We start from the raw sequence: 22,346 nt of genomic DNA, 5'->3' as shown, positions 1-22,346 counted from the left end.
GCCGAGATGGGCACGTTCTCGCAGCGCCTCGCCTCCCCGGGGTCGACGGCAGCAGCACTCGTCCTGCTGCTCAACGGCTGCGCGGACAGCAGCGGGCCGTCCGCGGTGCAGACGCCGCTCCCGACGCCGACCGTCACGAACACCGTCGCCGCGGCTCCCCAGGCTGCGGTGACCCCGACTCCCGAGCCCTCCCCCACACCCTCGACGTCTCGCTGCACGGGCTCCGACCTGGCGATGGAGTACCGGCCGGATCCCGGCGCGTCCGGCGCCGGCAGCAGCGCCTTCGACCTGGTGCTCACCAACACTTCGCCGAGCACCTGCACCCTGGCCGGCATCCCGGGCGTGTACGCGACCGACGCGGGCGGCACCCGGATCAGCGCGGTCGCCGACGCCTCCGGCCCGAACCCGCCGGGTCTGATCGAGGTCGCGCCGGGCGCCCGGGCGGACGTACGGGTCGCCTGGCACTCGCCCGGCGCGTACGGCTGCACCGTCGGCACCTCCGCCGCCCTCGTCGCCGAGGTCCTCGACGCCGAGGACGGCGAGGTTCGCGCTCCCGCCGAACTCCAGGTCTGCACCGATGGGACCGTGATGATGGACGCCTTCGCCTACACGGTGCTCTGAGCGCGACCCCTTGACCGGGACCTGTCGACCCGCGAACCTCGCACTACAGGTCCCCACCCCTCCCGGAGGTCACCATGAAGGTCGGCTCACTCATTCTCCGTCTCGCCGTCGGCGGGCTCTTCGTCGGACACGGTCTGCAGAAGTTGCGGGGCTCGTTCGACGGCCCGGGCCTGGACGGCACCGAGCAGATGATGTCGAGCCTGGAGCTGCACCCGGCTCGGCGGAACGCGGTCGCCGCGGCCGTGACCGAAACGGCGGGCGGAGCGGCGCTGGCGCTCGGTGCCGCAACTCCGCTCGCCGCTGCCGGCCTGATCGCGACGATGGTGACCGCGGTGCGGAAGGTGCACTGGAGTAACGGCCTGTGGAACACGAGCGGCGGCTGGGAGTACAACGGCGTCCTGGTGGCGGCGACGGCCGCAATCGTCGCGGACGGACCGGGCGCGCTCTCCTTCGATGCTCTGATCGGCAAGAAGAAGTGGGGCGCCGGTTGGTCACTGTTCGCGCTCGTCGGCGGTGCCGCGGCGTCGACCGCGCTGATCGAAGCCGGTCGTCGCGCCGCTCCCGTCGCGGCCTCGGCGTCCTCCGAGTCCAAGGACGGATCCGGAGCGAGCGCCGCTGAGCCGGGCCACGCGCCCGCGGTACAGTCGGAGGCGTGACCGAGATCAGCACCTCAGACTCCGGCCGCTCTGATCCCGCCGCGCTCGCTCTCTGGCAGGCGGCCGTCTACCGCCTCGACTCGCAGGCGGATCCGGACGTCGTCGTCGAGCGGATGCGCGTCCTCGCCGCTCGCTACCCGGGGAACGACGGGGTCGCCGCATTCGAGCTGGGCGGCGCTCTCGACAGCGCTGGGCACCAGGCGGAGGCGGCGATCGAGTACGAGCGCGCGCTGTCCGCGGGCCTGGACGACGAGCGACGGGCGCGGCTGAGCATCCAGTACGCCTCCACGCTCCGAAACCTCGGCCGTCTCGACGAGGCGATTGCCCTTCTGGTGGACGCCGCGCCGCATCCCGCGGTCGGCGCCGCTCGGGAGGTCTTCCTCGCGCTCGCCCTGCACAGCGCAGGGCGGGCGGACGAGGCCCTACGAGTCGCGCTGGAGGTGCTGGCCCCGACCCTCCCCCGCTACCAGCGCTCCGTCCGGGCCTACGCTGCCGACCTCACCGAGGCCGAGCAGTAGTCGCAGCCGTCAGCCCTCGAGCAGGATCGCGTCGATCTGGCTCATCGCCTGGCGGAGCCCCTCCTCCATGCCCATCTGGATCATCTGCTCGAGCTGCTCGACCGACTCGAAGCGGCTGCTGAGGACCATCCGCGTGCGCCCCGGCGCGACCTCGTCGAGGACGACGGTGGCGCGGGTCACGCCCATCGCGTCGACCGGGTCGCCCTGCTCGTCGGCGAAGCCGTCCTCGAACTCGAACCGGCTCGGCTCCTCGACCCGGGTCACGCGCCACCAGCCGCGCGCCTGCTCGCCGTCCGGGCCCGTCATCACGTAAGCGCTGCGCCCGCCCTCGACGGGCTCGTGCCGCTCGAACACCGCGGGCCAGGTCGGCGGCCCCCACCAGCGCTCAAGCCGGCGCGGGTCGGTCCAGAGGAGCCAGACGCGCTCACTACCCGCGTCGAACTCGGCAATGATGGTCAGGGTCAGTTTCTCGATGTCCTTGATGGACTGCAGCACGGTCATGTGCGTCTCCTTCCAGCACGTCCCGCGAGCCGGTCGGCTCCCGGGTGGTCACTCCTCGTTGAGAAAATCTGACCTGCGGTCGACCCTCCCCCTCCACAGTTGCTCATAAGCGTCGAGTAGGCGCGACACCCGCTGCACCGCGGCGACCTCACCCCGCACCAGCTGCTCCCGACCACTGCGGCGCTTGCGCACGAGCGTCGCCCGCTCAAGGACGGCCACATGCTTCTGCACCGCCGCGAACGACATGTCGTAACGGGTCGCCAGCGCCGAGACGGACTGCTCGCCGACCAGCACCCGGGCGACGATGTCGCGCCGCGTGCCGTCTGCCAGCGCCCGGAAGAGCCGGTCGACATCAGGGTCCGCTTGTACAACCATATGGTTGAACGATAGGAGAGAGCACCGCGCCTGGCAAGAGCGCCTTCTCGCGTAGCCGGTCGTGTGCCGATCAGCGCGTGTGCCGATCAGCGCGGTGCCGATCAGTTGAGGCGCTCGCCGCGGCAGGTGCTCGCCGCGTCGAGTGCCTCGGCGGCGCCGTCCAGAACCCAGTCTGGAAGGGCGCGCGTCGCGAACAGGGAGGCGTAGAGCTGGGCCATCGAATTGTCGGGGTCGAGCCGCAGGGCCTCGGCGAGGTGGAGAGCAGCGAGGCTCGACACTCCGCGCGCCCACCAGCACCACGCGAGCACCGTGAGCACCGGCGACCGCGCGCCCTCCGGGGCGAGTGCCGCCGCACGCGCCAGGAGTCGAGTCGCCTGCGCCAGCCGTTCGCGCTCCGGAGCACGACCGCTCCCGAGGAGCAGCACCGACATCTCGTGGTCGTGGTCATCGCCCGATCCGGCCAGGAACTCGCGTTCGGCGAGCAAGGACACGCTCTCCCCGGTCTGCGCGCTCAATCTCTCGAGCCGGTCTTGGCTACGCGCCTGCATCGCGCCCATCTCGGCGGTGCTGGCGATCTGCACTGTGACCCCGTCCCGCAATGGCGGGCACTGCAGCATCCGGACGATCAGCCCCTCGCGGCGCACGTCAGGCGGCCCGGTGAGCCAGCGCTCGACGATCGCGACCGTGTCACCGAGCAGCGGCGCTCTCTCGAGCACCTGCGCAACGAGCACGCGATCGGCCTCATCGACGGCGGGGAGCGCGGAGAGCGCACCAAGATCCAGCGGCTCGTCGACGACCGCCCGAGCGAGGACCCCCGTCTCGCTCCGCTGGATCTCGAGGAGCGGCCGCGGCTGCCGACACTCCTCCGGCTCGGTGTAGCGCCCCCAGCCGTCTCCCGCGACGCAGGCCACCGCGACGATGCCGAGCCGCGTGCGCTCGAGTCGACGCAGAATAGCCCGCCCGAGTTGGAGCTGCGGGATTCCCCGCTCCTCGGCGTACCCCGCGGAGGTGTACACCACCACCAGCACTGCGGTCGCGCGCGGCATCGTCTCCATCAGGCGCGCACAGCCGCGCGCCAGAGCTTCGACCTCGGCCCGGCGCACTCGCTCCGGGAGGGGGAGGCGGAAGCCGCCGCCGGCGCGCGTCCCGAGGAAAGGCACCACGACCACGGACTCCTCCGGCCGGATGCCGATGATGGAGGGGACGGCGGCGAGGAGATCCTGGATCTCGCTCGCCCGAACGATGTCGGGCTCGCGGCGGCGGGAGCGAGGAGTGGGGGTGCGCTGAGTTGATGTCATGACCGACACCTTGCTCGCCTCGCCTCGAGCGCAGGGGCGGCACAGCCGGATCCGTGGAGAGCCGCGGCGAAGCGGTACCTGTGGAGGAAGGCCCGAGCTCGCCGCCGCTCTCAGACCGCCGCGGGAGCTGCTCGCAACACCTTCGCCATCGGCCGCCCCCGCGCGATCTCGTCGATCAGCTTGTCGAGGTACCGGATCCGCTGCATCAGTGGGTCCTCGATCGTCTCGACCCGCACTCCGCAGACCACGCCCGTGATCGCCGGCGCGTGCGGATGCAGGCGCGCCGCCGCGAAGAACTCCTCGACCGTCGTCCTGGCCTCGAGGTGCTGCCGAAGCTGCGCGTCCGTGAAGCCCGTGAGCCAGCGCACCGCCTCGTCGACCTCTTCCCGGGTCCGACCCTTGCGTTGCGCTTTCGCGACGTAAAGGGGGTGCACGTCCGCGAACGCCACCGAGAAGATCCTGCTCATGGCCAGGAAGCGTACTCGCCCGCTGCCCGGAGCGGCAGAGGCGCCCGCCCCGCTATCCTCCCCAGTGGCCCTCGCGCCTCCTCGCCACTCCGCCGCCGACAGAGAGAACCACCGTGAGCCTCCTGCGTACCAAGTCCGTCGAGCAGTCGATCGCCGACACCGATGAGCCCGAGTACCGGCTCAAGAAGTCGCTGACCGCGCTCGACCTCACGGTCTTCGGCGTCGGAGTCGTCATCGGCGCGGGCATCTTCACGCTCACCGGCCGCGCGGCCCACAACATCGCCGGCCCTGCGATCGTCCTCAGCTTCGTCGTCGCCGCGTTCGCCTGCGCCCTCGCGGCCATGTGCTACGCCGAGTTCGCTTCCACCGTGCCCGTGTCGGGGTCGGCGTACACGTTTTCCTACGCCTCGCTCGGCGAGCTCTTCGCCTGGATCATCGGTTGGGATCTGATCCTGGAGCTGTTCCTCGGGGCGAGCGTGGTCGCGCAGGGGTGGAGCGCCTACCTCGGGGCCCTTCTGCAGCAGCTGGGCGTCGCCCTGCCCCCCGCGCTCGCTTACGGCGGAGTGGTCGATGTGCCCGCGATCCTCCTGGTGCTGGTGCTCGGCGCGCTGATGACTCTCGGCATCAAGGAGTCGCTGCGCGTCAACCTGGTGCTCGTGGCGATCAAGCTCTTCATCGTCCTGTTCGTCATCGTCGCGGGCCTGCAGTTCGTGAACATGGACAATTACTCGCCGTTCATCCCCGCGGCCGAGCCCTCGCAGGCCGCCTCCGGCCTCACCCAGCCCCTCCTCCAGTTCCTCTCGGGCATCGAGCCCGCGACCTTCGGAGTCGGCGGCGTCATCGCGGGCGCCTCCCTCGTCTTCTTCGCCTACATCGGCTTCGACGTCGTCGCGACCACGGCGGAGGAAACCCGCCGCCCGCAGCGCGACCTGCCCATCGGTATCATCGCGTCGCTCATCATCTGCACCGTGCTCTACTGCGCCGTCGCCCTCGTGGTGACCGGGATGGTGCCCTATCGCGAGCTGGACCCCTCCGCTGCGCTCGCCAATGCCTTCGCCTACCACGGGCAGGCCTGGATGGCGACGGTCATCTCGGCCGGTGCCGTCGCCGGCCTGACCACTGTGGTGCTGACGCTGCTGATCGGTGCGACCCGCATCATCTTCGCGATGGCCCGCGACGGACTGCTCCCTCAGCGTCTCGCCGCGGTCCACCCGCGCCTGCGCACGCCGTGGTTCACCTCCGTGGTGGTGACCGTCGTGGTCGCCCTGCTCGCCGGGCTGACCCCGATCGGCGTGCTCGAGGAGATGGTCAACATCGGCACGCTCTCGGCGTTCGTGCTGGTCTCGGTCGGTGTCGTGGTCCTCCGCCGCAAGCGCCCCGACCTGAAGCGGGGCTTCCGGGTCCCGCTGAATCCGTGGCTCCCGCTACTGTCGGCGCTGATCTGCACCTACCTGATGCTTAACCTCTCGATCGAGACCTGGCTGCGCTTCCTGATCTGGCTGGCCGTCGGCTTCGGGATCTACGTCGCGTATTCGCGCAGCCACGCGAAGATCGGGCGGTAGCGCCTACTCGGCCAGGCCCACCTTGGGCCTGGCCCAGGAACGCCCATGGGTGTCCTTGAGGATGTCGTACTCGACATCGACGTGCGGCTCGATCGCGCTGTACTTATCATTCGGGGCGCCGATGACGAGCTGGAAGCCGAGCCCGCGCCACGCGCCGATCGCGCGCTTGGTGAAGTGGGCGTCCGCCTTGATCAGCGCCTCGTCCATGAAGACCGGGGCGTAGCGGGGGCGGTCGGCGCCCGCGTCGCCGAGCTGGTAGCGCAGCGCCGCTCCGACGATGAACGCGATCAGCTCCTGCGACTCGCCGCCGGACTTCTCGCCAATGTGGTCGTAGAGCGCTACGTGTGCGCGGGTGACGGCGTCGACGCGCTCAGCGCTGACGCGGACGTGGTTGCGCACGTCGACGAGGTCGCCGAAGTCGGGCGCGGTGCGTCGCAGCCGCTGGATGAGCCGCGACATGCGTCGGTAGACCTGCTCGCGCTCCTCCTCCGTCGCTACCACCTGGATCTGCGCACGCACCTCGCGGAGCTCGCGGCGGAAGCGTCGGCGCACCTCCGACTGGTTCTCGCGCGTGGTGATTTGAAGACGGTGGCCGTCGTCGTAGAACGGCAGATCCTGCATGATCACGTTGATCGGCTCGATCCGCTCGCGGATCTCGCGGAGCGAGCGGCCGAGCGTGGAGTCGAAGCTGGTCAGGTCGTTGCCGGAGAGGGTGAGGAGGCTGTCGCGCCACTCGGACTCAAGCCGGTGCAGACCGCTGGTCTCGAGGGCATCGAGCAGGCGCTCGAAGTCGCCCGCGGACGCCTCGGGATCGACGAGCAGAGTGGGGTTGGGCCAGCGGTCGAGGAAGCCGGCCATGATCCGGCCGGCGCTCTCGCGCTGCTGCTCGTGCGCCTGCGCGGCGGAGCGGCGGTCCTCCTCCAGCCGCTGCGCCGCCGAGGCAAGCGCGGCGTCGAAGCGGACCAGCACGTCCGAGGCGCTGCCGGACGCGGCGGCCTCGGTCAGTGTGAAGCGGGCGTCGAGGAAAGCGCGCTCGTCGTCGTGCAGCTCGCGTTCGGCCCGCTCCGCCGTGTCGAGGGTCGCCTGACTTGCGTCGACGTCGTCGACCACCACGGCCCACTCCGCCTCGATCCGCTCCCGCTCGACGCTCGCCCGGGCGATCTCCTGGCGCAGCCGCTCCGACCGCTCCCGGAGTTCGGCGATCTGCTCCCGCAGTCGCGCCAGCTCGGGGTTCGCCTCCGCCACCTCCCCGAGAACCGCGGTCCAGCGCTCCTGCTCCGCGACCAGCGCATCCACGTCGACCTGATCCCACGAGACGCGGGCGATGCGGGCGAAGCGGGTGAGACGGTCGTCGATCGCGTCGAGTGCCTCCTCCGCGACTCGGGACGCGGTTGTCGCCGCTGTGCTGCGAGCCCGGGCCGTCTCGACGAGTGCGCTCAGCTCGCGCAGCCTCCGCGCGTTCGAGAAGCCCAGGACGCTTGCCGCGCCGTGGCCACCGTGCGCTCCGCGCTGGCCCTGCGAGAGCTGACCGGAGAGAGTGAGCGCCAACCGGTGCCGCCCCAGCTCGTCCGCGTGCTCGACGCAGACGACACCGAAGCGGTCCTCGAGGCGGTCCTGCAGCCAGCCGGTGAAGGGCGTGGAGCGGTAGTCGAGACGACCGGGCAGCGTCGATGGGTCGAGGCTGCGCACCTGTTCGAGGCCGGTCTGCACGCCCTCGTAGCGGAGGCGGACCGGGAGCCGCACGGCGTCGATCGCGGCGCGGAAGCGATCGAGGTGGGCGACGTCGAGCAGGAGCGTCGTCGCGAAGCCGCCGAGGGCGAGGCTGAACGCCTCCCGCCACGGCTCGAACTCGCTCCGAACCTCGACGAGCTCTCCCACGTAGGGCAGGTCGTCCCGCGAAAGGCCCGCCGCGCGGGCGATCACCTCGCGCGCCTCGTGCAACGGCCTCGGAATGCTGTCGTGATGCTGCGAGGCCGCGCGCGCCTCCGCCTCGAGCTCGGCGAGATCGCGAGCGGCCGCCGTGCGCTCCGTCATCGCGTCCGAGTATGTCGCGCGGGCGTCGCGCTTGGCCTCGGCCGCGCCCGTGGCGTCGGAGGCGCGCGCGAGGACACCCTCGAAGCCCTCACGGGTGGTCTCCTCCATACCCAGCGCACGCAGATCCTCGTCGAGCCGAATCCTGCTGTCGCGCACCGTCTCGAGCCGCCGCCGCGCCTCGCGGAGCTCGCGCTGCGCCGTGTCGAGGCGATCGCCGCCGGAGGCCCGCAGCACCTCGGCGAGAGCGTCCCGCTCCGACTCCGCCGCCCCGGCGAGCGCCCTTTTCTCCCGCAGCACGGCGTCGACGGAGCGGGTGCGCTCCCGCAGCTCGGACTCGACGTCGCGCAGGAGGCCGAGGCGCTGCTCCGCCCGCCAGAGGGCCGCCGGAGAGACCGGAGCGTCGAACTCGCCGAGCGCGTCGATCAACCGCACGCGCTCGGCCGAAGCGGCGATGCGCAGGCGCAGACCCCTCAACGGCTCGAGCGCGGCGACCTGCTGGCGCGCGGTGAGCATCCGCTGTCGTGTGCTCTCGAGCTCGTCGAAGTGGGCGACGACCGCGTCGGCCGAGGCGAGGGTTTCGGGCTCCTCGAGCACGAGCTTCTTGTAGAGGTCGTCGACCGTGGTGATCTGCTGACCGGCCTGGATGCGCGCGAGCAGGCTCATCGCCTTCGATCCGGCGCCGGCGGCTCCGATGCCGAGTACCGCGTGCAGGCGCGCCGAGAACTCGCGGTCGGTGGCGAGCGGGTCCAGACCCGCCGCTCGCAGCGACGTGTCGGAGAAGCGGTGCGCCGCGGCGCCGTCGAGAGTGGCGAGGTTGATCGGGCCCTCGGCGCTCGCGCGGACGCGCACGGTCTCCTCGAGCACGCGCGCACCGGCCGGGACATACCAGGCGCGGACCGCGCTGAAGCGCGAACCGTCGTGGTCGACCCAGGTCATCGCGACCGCGGTCCAGGTGTCGGTGCCGTCCCCGCGCAGGACGCGCATCCTCGTGCCCTCCTCCGTCCGCGACTCATCGAGCTTGCCGCGGGCGTAGGAGAGGATGTTGCGCTGGTCCTCGCCGCGCGGCCGCCCGGTCACTCCGCCGTTGGAGGCACCGTTGAAGGGCGTGGTGTGCGGCATCATCAGCGCGATGTAGGCGTCCATCAGAGTCGACTTGCCGGAGCCGGAGCCGCCGCAGAGCAGGGTGGCGCCCGGCGAGAAGCGGACTCGGTGGGCACCGTCGTAGCCGCCCCAGTTGACCAGCTGCAAATCCTCGGCGAGCCACTGTTGTCCGCGGGAGGCGGCGGGGATGAGGCCGAAGAGGGTGTCGAGCATGGTCATCGGGGGTCGTCCTCCGGATCGGGGCTGTCGTCGGGGAGGGTGTCGTCGGGGAGGGCGTCGTCGGCAGAGGCGTCATCGGCAGCCGCCTCGTCGCTGCCGCGCCCGCGCAGCCAGTCGCTCAGCTCCCGCAGCTTCGGCGCACTCAGCACGATCTCCACAATCGGGCTGATCCGGTACCGCCCCGCCGATTCCTCCTCGACGATGCCGTCCCGGCCCAGCCGCTCTAGCGCCTTGCGAACCATCCGCTGCCGACGCGCGGTGTCCCGCTCCGCGTCCGCGAAGTAGCTGAGCACCGTCTGCTCGACCTCTTCGACGTCCACGCGCGCCGACGACTCGCCGGCCGCCGATTCCCGCTGATGCACGGTGCGCAGGTGCACGAGCACCAGCGTCTCGGCGCGGTTGTATGGAAGGTCGCGGAGCAGCACCGGCATCTCGACGTTGTCGGAGCGCACCTGCTGCTTGTAGGCGACTCCGCGCTCATGGTCGACGATCAGCCGCACGAACAGGTCGTTCAGCCGCGACTCGATCAGCTGCCGGTGCTCCACGAGAACGGCCCACTGCTCCCGGTGCCGGTCGGCGAGGAGGAAGCGCCGCTGCAGCACATGCACGAGCACACGGCGGACCTCTGTGTCGAGGACGCCGCGATCGCCGGGGAAGAGTTCGTCGGGGTCCTCCTCCATCGCCACCCGCTCGAGGAAGGGATCGACGGACGGATCGACGAAGGGGTCGATGGACGGATCGACGCCGGCCCCGTCGGTCACCGGGGTGTCACTCATCGTCGGTCTCCTTCTCGGTGTGTGCGGTCACGGAGCCGAAGGCGAACCGGCGCGTGGTCCCGTCGGGTCGGCGGGCGCGGACGACCGAGTAGCCCTCCCCGTCGACCAGGCCCGTGCGGTGCGCGATCTCGAGCAGGCCGAGCAGGTCGACCGGACGCCGCGTCTGCTCCGGCGCCGCGCTGAACGCGTCGGCCAGATCGAACTCGTCGCCAAGCTGTGCGACGTAGGCCTCCAGCTCGGCGTAGCGCGGACCACCCCAGGCGCGGCTGTCGTCGCCGACGAACTCCGCTGCGTCGTCCTCGGCCAGCGGAGCTGGTCCCCCGGCCGGTCGCACGTCCCCCAGCGTCTGCCGCAGGTGACCGATCCCGGCGACCGGCAGGTGCAGCAGCGGTGCGACCGGCGCGTCCGGGGAGACTCCGCCCGTCCACTCCTGCAGCCCCGCCATCACCTCGCGCAGCAACTCGTCCACCTGGCGATCGCGGGCCGGATCGTGGGTGCTGACCTGGCCTGTGATGACATGGGAGGCGCGGCGCTGCGCGGTCAGCACCTCCTGCACGCCCAGCTCGACCCGGCGACCGATCGTGCTGAGTTCTGCCCGCTGGGTCGGGTCCATCAGGCGGGAGAACGGCTGCACGAGCACGGTGTGCAGCTGATCGGCGAGCGCGTCGATCCGCTCGGGGTCCCCGAGGAGCCGAAGCGCTCCAGCGAACGCTCGGCCCTCGCTGGTGGCCTGCATCACCTGCTGACCGCGCTCCAGATACTCCCGCAGCACCTCCCCGGTGGGTCGGACGTCGCGTCGCAGGTCCGCGACCACGTCGCGCTGCATCGCCTTGATCGACTCGGCTACCCGCGCGAAGTCAGCCGGTAGCTCGCGCGCGAGGTGGACCACATTCTCGGCTTCCTCGAGCAGCTGCTCGTCATCGGTCGGCTCAAGACCGGCGCCCCCCTCCAGAGCCGCGATCTCGGTGTCTAGGCGTGCCCGCTCCTCGCGCAGCCGCGCCAGCCGGGCCTGCGGGTCGGGCTCGACGTCCGCGGCCAGGCGCTCGACCGCCTCCAGCAGCGTGCGTACGCGCGAGTTCGAGACCCGCGTGCGGCCTCCGCCGGTGCGCCCGGTGATCTCGAGCGCGCTGACGGCGTGGGCGCTCAGCCGGTACACCTCGGACTCGCCCTCGATCTGCGGGACGAGCCAGCCGACGCGCACCCAGTAGCGGCAGACGTCGCGGCCTGTGCCGCTCGGCAGCGCCCGCTCGCCCTCGTCGTAACCGGCCGAGCGCAGCTCCTCCAGCAGCTCGCCGACCTCGGCGTGCGCGTCCGCCACGGCCACGACCTGCCGGTCGACCGTGAACACGAGCGAGAGGGCCGCGACGACGAACGGCGCGTACCGGCCGTGCAGGAGATCCAGCGTCGGCGCTCGGAAGGCGCGGAGGGAGCGCTGGTAAGCGGCCTCAGCGCGGGAGTTCGACATCGCCCACCAGGATAAGCGGCGGGCCGAAGGTGTGCGGACGATCGCGGCGGACGCGCCTCCGCGTCGAGGTCGGCCGCGAGCGCGAGATGCCCGGCCAGCCAGGTCTTCTCGGCCTCCTTCGGCTCGGAGAACCGCGGCTCGGTCTGACTGAACGCGAGGGGCGACGTGGACGCGGGCCGCTGGAAGAACTTCGTCACGGCGAGGATCCTCCGCAGCAGAGATCGCCGCGCACGCCGGTGGCGCGAACTCATCGCGACCGCCACCTCACGGCGTCGCGTCCTGCGCCGCCCGCAGGCTGCGGGGCCGCAGGTCGGTCCAGTTCGCCTCGACGAACGCCAGGCACTCTGCGCGATCCGCGCCGTGCTGCCCGCCGTAGGCGATGCTCCAGCCGCCAGGGACGGGGGCGAAGATCGGCCAGAGCGAATGCTGGTCCTCGGCGTTGATCAGCACGAGGAAGCGGCCGCTCTCGTCATCGAACGGGTTGTCAGACATGGGTGTCTCCTGTCTCTTTTGGTGGCGTGTCGGGTGCTCGGTGGGTGCGTCGTCGTCCGACGGGCACGACGAGGGGACGACCCGAGACCGGATCGGGGACGACGCGGGCCGTCAGGCCGAAGACAGCCTCGAGCAGGCGCTCCGTGATCACCTGGTCGGGCGAGCCCTGCGCGGCGATGCGGCCTTCGTGCAGGACGACGAGATCGTCCGCGTAGCGGATCGCGAGGTTCAGATCGTGGATGACCATCACGACCGTCCGGCCGAGGTCGACGCAGAGGTGGTCGATGAGATCGAGCACCTCGACGGAGTGGGCGATGTCGAGGTAGGTGGTCGGCTCGTCCAGGAGCAGGATGTCGGTGTCCTGGGCGAGGCTCAGAGCAATCCAGGCCCGCTGGCGCTGCCCGCCCGAAAGGGTCTGCACGTCGCGATCGGCGAGGTCCCAGAGGGCCGTGAGCTGCACTGCGGCGTCGACCTCGGCGGCATCGTGAGCGCTCCACTGCCGCAGCAGCGACTGGTGGGGGTGGCGGCCGCGCGCGACGAGTTCGCGGACCGTCATCCCCTCGGGAGCGATGGGTGCCTGGGGCAGGAAGGCCATCGTCTTCGCGATATCGCGCGTCCGCATCCCGGAGAGTGGCCGGCCGCCGACGGCGACGGACCCCGCGTCCGGAACGAGCAGTCGGCTCAGCGTTCGCAGCAGTGTCGACTTGCCGCTGCCGTTGGGCCCGATGATCGCGGTGACCGAGCCCGCGCGGAGCGCCAGATCGACGTCGCTCACGATCTCGCGGCCTCCATAACCGACCCGGAGCCCGGATGCGGTCAGCGCGTGTGTCGTGCGTTCGATCATGCCGGGCTCCTCAGTCGTCGCAGCATCAGAGAGATCAGGATCGGGCCGCCGACGATCGCGGTGAGCAGACCCACCGAGACGGTTCCCGAGAACAGGGTGCGCGCCACCAGGTCGGCGGAGAGCACGAGGATCGCCCCGCACATCGCCGTGCAGCCGAGTGGAGCGCGGGACTCGCGCGTCAAGAACCGCGCGATCTGCGGCGCCGACAGGGCGACGAAGCCGAGAGGTCCGGCCGCGCCGACGGCGGCGGACGCCGAGAGCACCGAACCGGCCAGCAGCACCACCCGGGTGCGGCCGACCGCGACACCGATGCCCTGCGCGACGTCGTCGCCGAGCTGCATCGCCTCCGTCGCCCGCGCGGTGGCCACCGCCAGGAGCACGGCGACGACGAATACCGCGGCGAGCGGAGCGATCCGCTCGGTGTCCGAGGAGAGGTCGCCCGTAAGCCACACCTGCACCTGCAGGACGTCGTAGGTGCCGCCTGCGAGGAGGAGCCCGTGCAGGAGTCCCAGCAGAGAGGCGTTGACGCCGACGCCAACGAGGACGAGGCGCAGCCCTCCCGCCGCACCCCGCGAGACGGAGAACACCACGACGGCCGCGATCGAGCCACCGATCAGCGCCGCGAGGGGCAGCGAGACGGTCAGGGGCGCACCGAGGACGCGCCAGCCCAGGACGAAGACGGCTGCGGCGCCGACGCTCGCACCGCTGGTGATCCCGAGCACGTCCGGGCTCGCGAGCGGATTACGAGCGACCGACTGCAGGAAGGCGCCGGCGAGGGCCAGGGCTGCCCCCGCGAGCACCCCGATCACGGCGCGGGGCAGGCGAAGCCCCAGCACCTGGTAACGGACGGCCTGCCCACCCCCTCCGCCGAGTGTGGTCACGACGGTCTCCGGCGCGACCCAGGTGCTCCCCGCGCTGATCGACAGACAGAACAGAACCAGGACCACCGCGAGGAGAGCGGTGAAGGCCACCAGAGGTCGGGTCCGCAACCGGAGTGAGAGGGCCCCCAGCCGCGCGACCCGGACACCCGCGCTCACTGCCCGCCCGACGTCCGGCGCGCCAGCAGGACGAACAGCGGAGCGCCGACCAGCAGGAAGATGATCCCCGCCGGAACCTCGGCGGGCCGTGCGACGGTGCGCCCGACGACATCGGCGAACAGCAGCGCGATGGCACCGATCAGCGCCGACGAGGGAAGCAGGACGCGGTGGTCGGTGCCGACCAGCAGGCGAGCCGTGTGCGGCGCGATGAGCCCCAGGAAGGCGACCGGCCCGCAGGCGGCGGTCGCCGCCCCGCGAGCAGCCCCACGGCCAGCAGCCCCCCGATGCGGGCACGGCGCACGTCGGCGCCCAACGACGTCGCCATCTCGGTTCCCAGGCTCAGCGCGTTCAGCGAGGGCGCGCAGACGACGGCGAGCACCAGGCCCACGCCGATCGCGACGAGCGGGACGGCGTACGTGGACAGCGGGCCGTCGGACAGCCCCCCGATCATCCAGCGCCGGAAGGACTGCTGAACGGTCTGATCCAGAAGCAGCAGCATCGCAGCGGCGCTGCCGAGCACCGAGGAGACGGCCGCTCCGATGAGCGGGAGCGCCATCAGCGTCTCGCCCATCGTCTCGGCGAGCACGATGACGAGCACCGTAACGGCCAGCGCCCCCAGCAGCGAGAACACCGTGTACTCGGCGGGAGTGGTCAGGCCGCCCAGCCAGATCGCGAGCACGGTCGCCAACGTCGCCCCTCGGGTGATCCCCATCAGGTCCGGGTCGGCCAGCGGGTTGCGGGTCTGGGCCTGCACGATGGTGCCCGCGGCGCCGAGGGCGAGACCCGCGGCGATCGCGACCACGGCACGGGGGCCCGCTCGCGGATCACGATGTCGTTGTAGGTGGCGGAGAACCCGACGACGGCGTGGGCGACCTCGGGGAGCGTCACGTTCCTCGCTCCGATCGCGATCGCGATCATCCCGACGCCGACGACGACGACGGCGAGCACCGCGAGGATCCCCGCGGCACGACGAGGGCGCACGACGAACACGTCGACGTCGATCCTCGCGCGACGAAGCGCTGCCAGAGACCGCACGCCGAGGCCGGGCACGCGCACGAGTCCGAGGGCCGCCATGCCGATGCTCTGGCCGCGTCGGCCGCGCGAGACGGTGACCCCGATCAGCGCGGCAACGAGCACGAGACCGGCGACACCCACGACGATCCGGTCGCTCTGCCACGGGCCGCGCTCATCGGGGATCGCGTGGATCAGCGCCAGACCCATCGCCGCGGGGACCGCGGGCAGCAGCACATCGACGAGGCGCGCCGCCACCTTCACGGCCCTCCTCGGCGCGTCGGGAGCGCGACCCGACCGATCCGGAGCCGCAGGCACCAGATCGGTCAGGGTCATCGGACTCCTCGATTCCGTCGCACGAAACTCGGGCCTTACTTTCCGCTCGCGGGTAGAGCCTTCACGGCATCCGTCAGGAGCCGGATCTGCTGTGTGCCGCTGGCGTAGTTGAACGTCGCGTCGGTCGTCCAATCGACGACGTGATCGTCAGCGACCGCCTTCAGCGTGGCGACGGTGGGGTGGTCGCGCTCGACCTGTGCCAGCGGAGTCGTCCACGGACGGGTGTCATAGAGCAGGAGGTCCGAGGCGTAGTCCCCCGCGTTCTCCCAGCTCACGGGGCTGAACGAGCCCGACATATCGTCGCGCGGAACGCTCGACTGGCGCACGTCCAGGCCCCAGTCGGTGTAGTCGATCAGCTCGGCAAACTCGTCCGGGATCGCGACGTAGAACTGGGTCGCGGGTGCCACGGCGTAGGCGGTTGTGCCCGGTCGCGCGGCAAGGGCGGCTTTCGCCTCGGAGACGGCGTCGTCGTAGGCGGCCTTTTCGGCGGCGATCGCGCCCGAGTCGACGTCGGCGCCGATCGTCTGGGCCAGGTCTCGCCAGTCGTCGAGCGAGGCCGAGGCGCTCTTCTGCGCCGATACTGTGACCATCGGAGCGACCTTCTCGATCTGCTTCGACACCTCGGCGTCCTCGGCGCCGAGTCCGCCGAGGTAGTCACCCGCGTACCATCCCGTGATCACCAGATCGGGTTGGAGGGAGGCGAGCTTGTCGACGTCGACGTCGCCGTACGAAACGCCGAGCGACTCGATGCCCGAGAGATCGAGCCCCGCGAGCACTCCGCTCTTCTCGGGCGCGCTCGATCCCCAGATTCCGACCGGTCGGATGCCGTAAGGAATGAGCGCAGCCGCGGCCTGCTCACTCATGACGATGTTCCGCGGGGCGGCGTCGAGCGCGACGGTGTCGCCGCGCGCGTCGGTGTACTGGAACCCGACCGCGGCCGAGCCGGTGGCGCCGGAGCCGGGGGCGGAATCGGACGCGCAGGCCGCCTGGGAGAGCACGAGCACCCCCAGCCCCAGGATCGCGAGAGCACGGGTCGTCTTGGAGTGTCTGATCATTGGTGGTACCGCCTTCAGTGGTGTTTCGGGGGGAGGGTCAAGTCTTGGGTGCGGCTGTGCCGGGAAGCCGAGGGAGCGTCACGGGGTGGGCGGCGGCTCACCGCTCCCCCGCCAGGCATCCCACTGGCGCGCGTACGTCCCGCCCTGGCCGAGGAGGTCGTCGTGGGAGCCGAACTCCACGATGCGTCCCGCCGCCATCACGGCGATGGCGTCAGCGCTCGCCGCCTGGGTGAGCCGGTGCGCGACGATCAGCGTCGTTCGGTCGGCGGTCGCGGCCAGGGCGGACAGCTCGAGGGCGGCAGCAGCCGAGCTTCCCGCTTCCGCGGTCGCCTCGTCGAGGATCGCGATGTCGGGGTTCTTCAGCACGAGGCGGGCCAGGGCGATCTGCTGCTTCTGCCCGGCGGTCAGCCGATGATGCTGGGCGCCGACCTCGGTGTGCACCCCCGCGGGCAGTGCGCGCACCCATCCGTCTGCACCGACCGTTTCCAGCGCCCGCCAGACCGCCTGCTCGTCGGCGTCCTCGTCGGCGAGGCGGAGATCCGCGATGAGGGGCCCCGCCACGACGTGGACGTCCTGGCTGATGAGCGCGATTCGGGAACGCAGTGCGTCGGTGCCGATCTCGGACAGAGGGGTCGCACCCAGTCGGACGTCGCCGGAGTCCGGCTGCAGGGCTCCTGCCGCGAGGAGGGCCGCCGTGGTCTTGCCGGCCCCCGACGCGCCGACGAGGGCGAGTCGGCGACCGGCGGGCACGGTGAACGAGACGCCGTGCAGCACGTCGTGGCCCGGGCTGTAGGCGAAACGGACGTCCTCGAGCGTCAGCGAGCGGTCAGAGGCGGTTGCCCGCGCCGGCCTGCGGACACACACCATCATGACCACCCCGACCGATCGGTTCATGGCGGCACCGGCCGACTGCGCCTCATCGAAGAGAACGAGCACCGTTCCGAGTGGAGTGAACAGACGGTGAAAGAGCAGGATCGCCGCGGTCACAGCGCCGATCGTGACGTCGCCGTTGGTGTAGCGCACGAACCCGACGGCGAACAGCACGGCCAGGCCGCAGAACTCCGCCAGATTCACGCGCCCGACCAGACCCAGCAGCAGCCGGAACACGGAGACCGACAGTGCGCGCATATTGTCGGACGCAGCGCGGATCTCGCCAAGCCGCGCCGCCTCCAGCCCGTACGCATGCACCGTCTCCGTGCCGTGCAGGCTCGACGCGAGCGCCTCGGTGCGTTCGCCTGCCGCGACACGCTCCTGCGCGTAGACGTGGCCGCTGCGCGGCAGATACCAGAGCAGGGCCCCGGCGTAAAGCGGGAGCGTCAGCAGCCCGGTGACGCCGAGCACCGGATCGACGCCGAACAGCGAAGCCAGCGAGACGAGTACGAGGAGGGTCGCCGAAAGGACGGCGGGGACCACCTCGCCGCTGGCGCGGGTGATCCGGGCGATGTCGTCGCCGACACGGGACAGCACGTCGCCGCGACCGCTGCGATCGGTCGCCCGGGAGGGAAGTTCGAGTACGCCCCGGACGACGTCCTCGCGCAGGATCGCGACGGCGGTCTCGCCGAGCCGCACGATGAGGTAGGTGCTGAGCCCCGAGAGCGCGCCCGCCGCGACGGCGGCCACCACGAGCAGCACACCCAGGGCGACGACGTCGGAGGCCGCTCTGCCGGCGAGCGTGGCATCGACGAGCCAGCCCATGCCGTACACCGGAACCAGAGCCGCAGCCGCGGAGAGCACTCCGGTGGCGACCGCGGCAGTGAGCACAACCGGGTGCCGCCGGGTGGTGCGAGCGAGCCAGCGCAGCGAGTCCCGGTAGCGCGCGACCGGGAGGGCGATCTGTTCGGTCGCCGTCATCTCGCCACCGCCTGGGCGTAGAGCGGATCGTTCTCGAGCAGGTCTCGGTGCGTCCCCTCCGCGGCCACGCGACCGTACCGGAGGACCGCGACCCGATCGGCCACGGCGAGCAGAGCCGGCGAGCCGGTGATCACGATCGTCGCCCCGCGCGATGCGTCGTACGAGGTGCGGAACGCGCGGACCCCGTCCGCGATGCGCTGCTCCGTCAGCGAGTCGACCGCCGTCGTCGGTTCGTGCAACACCAGGACGGGTGCGCAGGAGTACAGAGCGCGCGCGAGGGCGAGTCGCTGTCGCTGGCCGCCCGAAAGATTGTGGCCCCGGTCGACGAGGTGATGCTCCAGTCCTGCCTCGAGCACATCGACGACCTGGTCGGCGCCGGACGCACGGAGCGCCTGCGCCAAGCGGGTCGGGTCGATGATCTCGGCAGAAGCGGTGACCGTGCTGCGGATGCTGCCGCTGAAGAGGTGGGCCTCGTGGGGCGCGGCGACCACGCGGGATCGGACCGTGTCGCCGAGGGCGCTCCGGAGCTCGACTCCGCACACCTCCACGCTTCCCCGATACGACTCGGGGGCGATGCGTCCCCCGAGAAGAGAGGCCAGCGCGTCGCCGTCTGCGGCGTCAGCGGCGAAGACCGCCACGACTTCGGCCGACCGCGCCTCCAGGTCCAGGCCCACGAGCGGGCCGTGATGGACATCCCGCAGCCGCAGCCCGGGCTCGCCCCCGGGCGAAGTCGACGTGGTCGCCGGGAGGAGGGGATCCGCGGCGAGGACGGCGGCCACGCGTTCGGCGGCCCCTCGCGCCCTGGCGGCCGTGGCCGGCAGCCCCGACAGCGTGGTGAGGGGTTCGACGAGGAACTGGGCGAGGCCCACGACGGTGATCAGCTCGCCCGTCGTGATGCGCCCGGTCAGCGCATACCAGCCGGCGACCGTCGCGATCACGGCGGCGGCGACTCCGCTCATCGCCGCGGTGACACCGCGCTGGAACGCGATCGACCGGTTCGTCGACATTGCGGCCGAGAGTGCGACCCGGCTGGCCACGCGGTAGCGCCGTGCGGCGGCGTCCTCGGCACCGAGACCGGCGATTGATCGGGAGCCCGAGAGGAGGTCGCCGGCGAGCGCTGTCGCTTCCGCGACACGCGAGCGCTGCCGCACTGCTTTCGCCGTGATCCGTGGCGTAGCGCCGTGCGCCAGCGCGAAGAAGACGGGCATCGCGATGAGGGCGAGCGCGCCCAGCGTGGTGTCGACGAGGAGGAGCGCGATCGCCGTCGCGACGACGGCGGCGGCCGCCGCGATCATCCGTGGGAGCAGATCGAGGAACCACGCCGCCTGATCCGCGTCGCTGCCCGAGATCGTGACGAGCTCTCCCGGCGTCAGCTCGCTACGCATGCCGCGCGGCGACAGTGCCTTCTCGGACACCTCCAAGCGCAGCAGGTGGGACTCGTTCTGGAGCGCCTCGTTCAGCCGCCGCATGCCCGCTCGATAGGAGGCGGTCAACACGAGGAAGATCCCCGCGAGGGCGATGATCGAGGCGACGATGCCGGCCACCTGGCCCGGAGAAACGCCCGTGTCGATGAGCACACCGATCAGGACCGCGACCGAGGTCTCGGCGAGTTGGTGGACGCACAGCAGCAGGGTTCCGATCGCGATCGCTCTCCTGTTGCGGGCGACCGTGCACCGGATGACGTCCGCGCCCGTGCGGATCGTGCGCGCGGTCACGGCTCCCTGCTCAGGTAGCCGCCACCGCTCGGGAAGTAGTCGCTCGCCGCGTGTTCGATGCCGTCCGGTGTGCGGACCCGGTCGATGACCACCGCGCGCAGGCCACCCCGATAGGCCTCGCCGCCGGCCACGACGGCCATGCCGTCACCTTCTCTGATGAAGATGCGGCCGGGGGTTCCGCCGTACCGGAACGACGAGACGTGCGCCCGGATCACCTCGAGGCGTTCGCCCCGGCAGTACGTGTGCGCGCTCGGGTAGGGATCGGACATGGCGCGGACGAGGCGCTCGATGTCCTCGGCGGGCCAGGTCCAGTCGATGAGGCTGTCGAACTCGGTCCGACGATGAAAGAACGTGCGTCGGGCGAGGTCCTGCGCTCGCCAGACGACGGTGCCCGCCTCGATCCGGGCGAGGGCGTCGAGCAGCACCTCGGGGATGAGGTCGATGGTGGCCTGCACCAGCTCGGTACCGGTGGACCGCTCGCCGATCGGCACGGCGCGCTGCGCGGCAATGTCTCCGGTGTCGAGCCCGCCGTCCATGCGGTGGGCCGTGATCCCGACCTGGTCCGCGCCGCTGATCAGGGCCCAGGGCACGGGCGAGAATCCGGTGAATTCGGGAAGCAGCGAGTCGTGCAGGTTGAGGGTCCCGTGCGGAGGCAGGTCGTACACCTCAGACGGAAGCCAGGTGCGCCAGTTGTTGGCGACGATGATCTCCGGATGCCAGTGGGTCAGCTGGGCGATCATCGCGTCGTCCGGGCGGCGCGCGACGTGCACGGGGATGCCGTTGGCCTTCGCCAGGTGCTCGACCGAATCGTCCCAGATTTTCTCGTACGCCTGCTCGCTGGCGGGATGAGTGACGACGCCAACGACGGTGTGCGCCGACCCGAGTAGCGCCTGCAGGGTGCGGTGACCCCACGTCTGGTACCCGAACATCACGACCCGCATGCGTTCCCCGTTCTCGTGGTGTTGTTTCGCTCGACTATTGGCTAGCCTTACCTAAGCTATGTAAGCCTTACCTAACCTAGCATGACGCCCCGGCGGAGTCGCAACGGCGAACTCGCAGCGGCGATGACGAACAGGAGTAACGGATGACGGATGCCCCAGTGACGGCAGAGAACCCGCTGACCAGCGGCACGCGCGACGACATCGTCGACGTCGTCGGAATCGGCTTCGGCCCGTCGAACCTGGCGCTCGCGATCGCGCTGCACGAACGCACCACGATCCCGGGGAACACGCCGATCACCGCGAGGTTCGTCGAGGCGAAACCCGCCTTCGCCTGGCACCCCGACATGCTGCTGCCGGGCGCGACCATGCAGGTCTCGTTCCTGAAGGACCTCGTCACGCAGCGCAACCCGGTGAGTGAGTACAGCTTCCTCAGATTCCTGCACGAGAGCGGGCGCCTGCCGCACTTCATCAACCGTCAGACGTTCTTCCCGACCAGGATCGAGTTCCACCAGTACCTCACCTGGGCCGCCGACCGCGTCGCCGCGGACGTCCGTTACGGCATGCGCGCGACGAGGATCCTCGACCACTCCGATCACTTCGAGGTGGCGCTCGACGGCGCACACGCCGGTTCGGTGCGTGCCCGCACCGTCGTTCTGGCGGGTGGGCTCTCCGCCCGTCTGCCCGAGGGCGTGCGCACCAGCACGCGCCAGTTCCACAACCACTCCCTGCTCAGCAGTCTCGCTGCGCTGCCCGCGCCCAGCCGGCACTGCTTCGTGGTGGTCGGCGCGGGGCAGAGCGCCGCCGAGGTGACGCACTACCTGCACGAGCACTATCCCGACGCGCGGGTCCACGCCGTCTTCGGCAAATACGGGTACACGCCCGCCGACGACAGCCCCTACGCCAACCGCATCTTCGACGCCGACGCCGTCGACGCCTACTACGCAAGCAGCACCGAGATGAAGGCGCGTCTGCTCTCGTACCACCGCGGCACCAACTACTCCGCCGTCGACCTCCCCCTCATCGAGCGGCTCTACGACATCGAGTACGCGGAGCGCGTCGCCGGCGCTCGACGCTTGTTCGTCCACGGAGCCAGCGCTCTCACCGAGACACGGGAGGGGCCGGACGGCGTGATGGCGCGGATCGAGAACGGCCTGAACGGCACTGTCCAGCAGATCGACGCGGATGCCGTCGTCTACGCGACCGGTTTCACCTCGATGCCGCTCGGCGAGATCCTCGGCGACCTGTACTCGCCCCCGAAAGCGGCGCACGGCGTGCGGGTCTCACGGGACTACCGCCTGCGGACGACGCGACCGACGATCGGCGGCGTCTACCTGCAGGGGGGTACCGAGGACACGCACGGCCTCACCTCCTCCCTGCTGTCCACCATCGCCGTGCGCTCGTCCGAGATCGCCGAGTCGATTGCGGCGGGACTGGGCGCCCGCGAGCGCGAGCTCGTGAGAGGTGCCTGACC

The 22,346-nt window shown here is 71.1% G+C and carries 22 protein-coding genes; 5 read left to right on the top strand and 17 right to left on the bottom strand.

Annotation, left to right across the window (positions count from 1 at the left end; all coding sequences use genetic code 11):
* Nucleotides 1-6 precede the first annotated feature (6 nt).
* From C1O28_RS04610 to C1O28_RS04600, 3 genes are all read left to right on the top strand, one after another.
* Complete coding sequence (locus C1O28_RS04610; RefSeq protein ID WP_097166953.1) at nt 7-621, top strand: DUF4232 domain-containing protein; 615 nt, start codon at nt 7-9, stop codon at nt 619-621.
* 74 nt (nt 622-695) lie between these two features.
* Nucleotides 696-1,277, top strand: coding sequence for a DoxX family protein (locus tag C1O28_RS04605; RefSeq protein WP_097166952.1), 582 nt, complete (start codon nt 696-698; stop codon nt 1,275-1,277).
* On the top strand, nt 1,274-1,795 hold the full coding sequence (locus C1O28_RS04600) for a tetratricopeptide repeat protein (protein ID WP_243392076.1): 522 nt from the start codon (nt 1,274-1,276) through the stop codon (nt 1,793-1,795). Before C1O28_RS04605 ends, C1O28_RS04600 begins: the two co-directional genes overlap by 4 nt.
* 9 nt (nt 1,796-1,804) lie before the next feature.
* Here C1O28_RS04600 and C1O28_RS04595 read toward each other — a convergent pair whose 3' ends face one another.
* From C1O28_RS04595 to C1O28_RS04580, 4 genes are all read right to left on the bottom strand, one after another.
* Nucleotides 1,805-2,296: an SRPBCC family protein gene (locus tag C1O28_RS04595; protein WP_097166951.1), complete on the bottom strand. Its 492-nt coding sequence runs from the start codon at nt 2,294-2,296 to the stop codon at nt 1,805-1,807.
* Between the two features lie 48 nt (nt 2,297-2,344).
* Nucleotides 2,345-2,671, bottom strand: a complete 327-nt coding sequence (locus C1O28_RS04590) for an ArsR/SmtB family transcription factor (protein ID WP_097166950.1) — start codon at nt 2,669-2,671, stop codon at nt 2,345-2,347.
* Between the two features lie 101 nt (nt 2,672-2,772).
* Nucleotides 2,773-3,969 (bottom strand): DUF4192 family protein, encoded by a 1,197-nt coding sequence (locus tag C1O28_RS04585; RefSeq protein WP_097166949.1) that lies wholly within the window; start codon nt 3,967-3,969, stop codon nt 2,773-2,775.
* 110 nt (nt 3,970-4,079) lie between these two features.
* Nucleotides 4,080-4,436 carry a DUF2200 domain-containing protein gene (locus C1O28_RS04580; protein ID WP_097166948.1) on the bottom strand — a complete coding sequence of 119 codons (357 nt, stop codon included), beginning with the start codon at nt 4,434-4,436 and terminating at the stop codon, nt 4,080-4,082.
* 113 nt (nt 4,437-4,549) lie between these two features.
* Here C1O28_RS04580 and C1O28_RS04575 point away from each other — a divergent pair, with 113 nt between their 5' ends.
* Nucleotides 4,550-5,998, top strand: a complete 1,449-nt coding sequence (locus C1O28_RS04575) for an amino acid permease (RefSeq protein ID WP_097166947.1) — start codon at nt 4,550-4,552, stop codon at nt 5,996-5,998.
* Nucleotides 5,999-6,001: 3 nt separating this feature from the next.
* Here the strand turns inward: C1O28_RS04575 and C1O28_RS04570 are convergent, their stop codons facing one another.
* From C1O28_RS04570 to C1O28_RS04510, 13 genes are all read right to left on the bottom strand, one after another.
* Nucleotides 6,002-9,352, bottom strand: coding sequence for an ATP-binding protein (locus C1O28_RS04570; RefSeq protein WP_097166946.1), 3,351 nt, complete (start codon nt 9,350-9,352; stop codon nt 6,002-6,004).
* The gene (locus tag C1O28_RS04565; protein ID WP_097166945.1) at nt 9,349-10,128 is read right to left on the bottom strand and encodes a DUF4194 domain-containing protein; all 780 of its coding nucleotides are present in this window, start codon (nt 10,126-10,128) and stop codon (nt 9,349-9,351) included. The genes C1O28_RS04570 and C1O28_RS04565 overlap by 4 nt, the downstream gene beginning before the upstream one ends.
* Nucleotides 10,121-11,593, bottom strand: coding sequence for a DUF3375 domain-containing protein (locus C1O28_RS04560; protein ID WP_097166944.1), 1,473 nt, complete (start codon nt 11,591-11,593; stop codon nt 10,121-10,123). Before C1O28_RS04560 ends, C1O28_RS04565 begins: the two co-directional genes overlap by 8 nt.
* Nucleotides 11,594-11,857: 264 nt before the next feature.
* Nucleotides 11,858-12,085, bottom strand: a complete 228-nt coding sequence (locus C1O28_RS04555; RefSeq protein WP_097166943.1) for an MbtH family protein — start codon at nt 12,083-12,085, stop codon at nt 11,858-11,860.
* Entirely contained in the window at nt 12,078-12,929 is an 852-nt protein-coding gene (locus tag C1O28_RS04550) for an ABC transporter ATP-binding protein (protein ID WP_097166942.1), read from the bottom strand. Before C1O28_RS04550 ends, C1O28_RS04555 begins: the two co-directional genes overlap by 8 nt.
* Nucleotides 12,926-13,900 carry a FecCD family ABC transporter permease gene (locus C1O28_RS04545; RefSeq protein ID WP_104256879.1) on the bottom strand — a complete coding sequence of 325 codons (975 nt, stop codon included), beginning with the start codon at nt 13,898-13,900 and terminating at the stop codon, nt 12,926-12,928. Before C1O28_RS04545 ends, C1O28_RS04550 begins: the two co-directional genes overlap by 4 nt.
* A 62-nt stretch (nt 13,901-13,962) precedes the next feature.
* Nucleotides 13,963-14,175, bottom strand: coding sequence for an iron chelate uptake ABC transporter family permease subunit (locus C1O28_RS16045; RefSeq protein WP_421668938.1), 213 nt, complete (start codon nt 14,173-14,175; stop codon nt 13,963-13,965).
* A complete protein-coding gene (locus C1O28_RS04535; RefSeq protein WP_127821438.1) occupies nt 14,106-14,768 on the bottom strand; it encodes a FecCD family ABC transporter permease in 663 nt (220 codons plus the stop codon). Before C1O28_RS04535 ends, C1O28_RS16045 begins: the two co-directional genes overlap by 70 nt.
* Nucleotides 14,678-15,313, bottom strand: a complete 636-nt coding sequence (locus C1O28_RS04530) for a hypothetical protein (protein ID WP_127821437.1) — start codon at nt 15,311-15,313, stop codon at nt 14,678-14,680. Before C1O28_RS04530 ends, C1O28_RS04535 begins: the two co-directional genes overlap by 91 nt.
* A gap of 35 nt (nt 15,314-15,348) precedes the next feature.
* A complete protein-coding gene (locus C1O28_RS04525) occupies nt 15,349-16,368 on the bottom strand; it encodes an ABC transporter substrate-binding protein (RefSeq protein ID WP_097166939.1) in 1,020 nt (339 codons plus the stop codon).
* Nucleotides 16,369-16,446: 78 nt separating this feature from the next.
* Nucleotides 16,447-18,219, bottom strand: a complete 1,773-nt coding sequence (locus tag C1O28_RS04520; RefSeq protein WP_097166938.1) for an ABC transporter ATP-binding protein — start codon at nt 18,217-18,219, stop codon at nt 16,447-16,449.
* Nucleotides 18,216-19,934, bottom strand: coding sequence for an ABC transporter transmembrane domain-containing protein (locus C1O28_RS04515; RefSeq protein WP_097166937.1), 1,719 nt, complete (start codon nt 19,932-19,934; stop codon nt 18,216-18,218). The genes C1O28_RS04520 and C1O28_RS04515 overlap by 4 nt, the downstream gene beginning before the upstream one ends.
* On the bottom strand, nt 19,931-20,863 hold the full coding sequence (locus C1O28_RS04510) for a methionyl-tRNA formyltransferase (RefSeq protein WP_237398134.1): 933 nt from the start codon (nt 20,861-20,863) through the stop codon (nt 19,931-19,933). The genes C1O28_RS04515 and C1O28_RS04510 overlap by 4 nt, the downstream gene beginning before the upstream one ends.
* 155 nt (nt 20,864-21,018) lie before the next feature.
* Between C1O28_RS04510 and C1O28_RS04505 the strand changes: the two genes are divergently transcribed.
* Entirely contained in the window at nt 21,019-22,344 is a 1,326-nt protein-coding gene (locus C1O28_RS04505; protein WP_097166935.1) for a lysine N(6)-hydroxylase/L-ornithine N(5)-oxygenase family protein, read from the top strand.
* The last annotated feature ends 2 nt before the right edge of the window (nt 22,345-22,346 follow it).

Source organism: Rathayibacter rathayi (assembly GCF_004011095.1).
GTDB lineage: Bacteria > Actinomycetota > Actinomycetes > Actinomycetales > Microbacteriaceae > Rathayibacter > Rathayibacter rathayi.
The sequence above is the reverse complement of the archived record's forward strand: the minus strand, read 5'-3'. Positions and strand labels throughout refer to the sequence as shown.

Bases quoted from the DNA above. Each gene is read 5' to 3' on its own strand.
- C1O28_RS04610 (WP_097166953.1), top strand. From the start codon at position 7: ATGGGCACGTTCTCGCAGCGCCTCGCCTCCCCGGGGTCGACGGCAGCA.
- C1O28_RS04605 (WP_097166952.1), top strand. From the start codon at position 696: ATGAAGGTCGGCTCACTCATTCTCCGTCTCGCCGTCGGCGGGCTCTTC.
- C1O28_RS04595 (WP_097166951.1), bottom strand. From the start codon at position 2,296: ATGACCGTGCTGCAGTCCATCAAGGACATCGAGAAACTGACCCTGACC.
- C1O28_RS04590 (WP_097166950.1), bottom strand. From the start codon at position 2,671: ATGGTTGTACAAGCGGACCCTGATGTCGACCGGCTCTTCCGGGCGCTG.
- C1O28_RS04585 (WP_097166949.1), bottom strand. From the start codon at position 3,969: ATGACATCAACTCAGCGCACCCCCACTCCTCGCTCCCGCCGCCGCGAG.
- C1O28_RS04580 (WP_097166948.1), bottom strand. From the start codon at position 4,436: ATGAGCAGGATCTTCTCGGTGGCGTTCGCGGACGTGCACCCCCTTTAC.
- C1O28_RS04570 (WP_097166946.1), bottom strand. From the start codon at position 9,352: ATGACCATGCTCGACACCCTCTTCGGCCTCATCCCCGCCGCCTCCCGC.
- C1O28_RS04565 (WP_097166945.1), bottom strand. From the start codon at position 10,128: ATGAGTGACACCCCGGTGACCGACGGGGCCGGCGTCGATCCGTCCATC.
- C1O28_RS04560 (WP_097166944.1), bottom strand. From the start codon at position 11,593: ATGTCGAACTCCCGCGCTGAGGCCGCTTACCAGCGCTCCCTCCGCGCC.
- C1O28_RS04555 (WP_097166943.1), bottom strand. From the start codon at position 12,085: ATGTCTGACAACCCGTTCGATGACGAGAGCGGCCGCTTCCTCGTGCTG.
- C1O28_RS04550 (WP_097166942.1), bottom strand. From the start codon at position 12,929: ATGATCGAACGCACGACACACGCGCTGACCGCATCCGGGCTCCGGGTC.
- C1O28_RS04530 (WP_127821437.1), bottom strand. From the start codon at position 15,313: ATGACCCTGACCGATCTGGTGCCTGCGGCTCCGGATCGGTCGGGTCGC.
- C1O28_RS04525 (WP_097166939.1), bottom strand. From the start codon at position 16,368: ATGATCAGACACTCCAAGACGACCCGTGCTCTCGCGATCCTGGGGCTG.
- C1O28_RS04520 (WP_097166938.1), bottom strand. From the start codon at position 18,219: ATGACGGCGACCGAACAGATCGCCCTCCCGGTCGCGCGCTACCGGGAC.
- C1O28_RS04510 (WP_237398134.1), bottom strand. From the start codon at position 20,863: ATGTTCGGGTACCAGACGTGGGGTCACCGCACCCTGCAGGCGCTACTC.
- C1O28_RS04505 (WP_097166935.1), top strand. From the start codon at position 21,019: ATGACGGATGCCCCAGTGACGGCAGAGAACCCGCTGACCAGCGGCACG.